This is a genomic window from Dialister succinatiphilus YIT 11850 (assembly GCF_000242435.1).
Taxonomy (GTDB): Bacteria; Bacillota; Negativicutes; order Veillonellales; family Dialisteraceae; genus Dialister; species Dialister succinatiphilus.
This window is the reverse complement of sequence record NZ_JH591197.1, coordinates 1-1,630: the sequence shown is the minus strand read 5'-3', so window position 1 is coordinate 1,630 and position 1,630 is coordinate 1. Positions and strand designations below refer to the sequence as shown.

Sequence of the window (1,630 nt, the reverse complement as noted above, 5' to 3'; positions counted from 1 at the left end):
TCACCTTTGAAGGTGCCATCCGGATAGCCTTCTACAACGCCCTGGTCGGAGAGGTCGGATACTGCCTGGTAAGCCCAGTCATCAGTGGAAACATCAGAGAATGGATTGGCTGCGAAAGCGGAAACGCCAGCAGTCAGTGCAGCAGCAGCTGCGATTGCGAGAATCTTTTTCATAGTTCTTCGCTCCTTATATAAACAGATATGATCCTGCATAGGGGAAAAATCCTGAAAAAGAATGTCTGCGCGAGTGACCGTGTTTCCTCTGCTCTTCTTTTTCTCTCTTTTTCCTGTCCAAAAGGCAGGACTCCTTTGGACTTTCTCATTATATCACATTTATTAGAAATTAACAAATTTCTGTTATGTATATCATTATAAAACAATACTATAATCTTTGATAAAATATATAATTTTCTCATTAAATGAGAAATGGTTCTTTAGAAGGCTGATTCTCAAATAGGAATATTTCATCATTTTTGATGCGATAGAGAGGGCTCTTTTCCTTTTACCTTCTCTTTAATCTTGAGAATGATTTTCTCTCTACCGTCTATTTTGAGAATAGTTTTCTCTATTTCAGTCTGTCAAGTTTTGAGAAAGCGGGTGCCCAAGAAAAAGAGGACTCCCAAATGATGGTCATTTGGCAGCCCTCCCGAGATTCTCTTTATCCTTATAATAATTCCATTTTCCCCTTATGCTCCTCTGCTTTTCCGGAAGCCCGGCATTCGCGGCAGTATCCGTAGATTTCCACCTTCGGCTCCGCCACTTCAAAGCCGTATTCCTCGTCCATGTGCTGCCGGTATCCTTTCTCCAGATCCACGTCCACCGGAAAAATACGGTGGCAGGAAAGGCAGATGGCATAGTACACCGGCGTGTCATGGGCATATTCATAGCGGGTGAGGCCGTCGGACATGGTGGTGGACCGATAGAGCAGCCCTTTCTCCGCCAGGGCTTCGCAGTTGCGATACACCGTGGACAGACTGAGGCGGGTGTCTTTGCCCCGTACCAGTTCATACACCTCTCCTGCCGTAAGGGGCAGGCTCTTCTCCAGGACTTTTAAAATCATAATCCGCGCTTTCGTCCTTTTCAGATGCTTCTTTACCAGTATATCTTCCAAACTTGCCATGCTTTTCTCCTTATGATTTTTCATTCCTTTGAGTACATAGTATACTATTTACTTGATTATATGGGATTTTCTCTATCTAGTCAAGGGAAAGTTCTATGAGGGCCCTCGGACACGCCTGCGAACGGTCAGCCGACAATAGGAAGGCCCTTTTATGGGCAGGCTAAGGGCCAACTTCGGCTGACTTGCGCATTCTATGCAGAATGCGCACATGAGGGTTGACGGGCCTTTGGCCCGAGGGTTGTGGCCGCCTGTCGGAGGCGGGTTGTGTTCGCTAGCGCTCAGGGGGGCAACGGCCCTTCGGGCCGAGGGTAGTGGATTGCCCTTACGGGCAATGAGTTTTATAATGCCGCCTTCGGCGGTCACGTCCACATCGAGTATCATAATCAGGATTACCACCGTCCACCCCTTCGCCACTTCGTGGCCCTCTTCCCCTAAAGGGGACGCAAGGAACGTTACGGGATTAGCTGTCTGTGTCATATGTGACACAATATCCAGTGCCACCTATTTTCTC

General features: G+C 47.4%; 2 protein-coding genes. Both read right to left on the bottom strand.

What is annotated here, in order from left to right:
* On the bottom strand, positions 1-173 hold a 173-nt coding region (locus HMPREF9453_RS11310; protein ID WP_008860635.1), incomplete at its 3' end, for an S-layer homology domain-containing protein.
* A 490-nt stretch (positions 174-663) separates the two neighbouring features.
* The gene (locus tag HMPREF9453_RS10945; protein WP_008860634.1) at positions 664-1,119 is read right to left on the bottom strand and encodes a Fur family transcriptional regulator; all 456 of its coding nucleotides are present in this window, start codon (positions 1,117-1,119) and stop codon (positions 664-666) included.
* Between the last annotated feature and the right edge of the window lie 511 nt (positions 1,120-1,630).

Coding starts and splice junctions, on each gene's coding strand:
- HMPREF9453_RS10945 (WP_008860634.1), bottom strand. CDS start 1,119: ATGGCAAGTTTGGAAGATATACTGGTAAAGAAGCATCTGAAAAGGACG.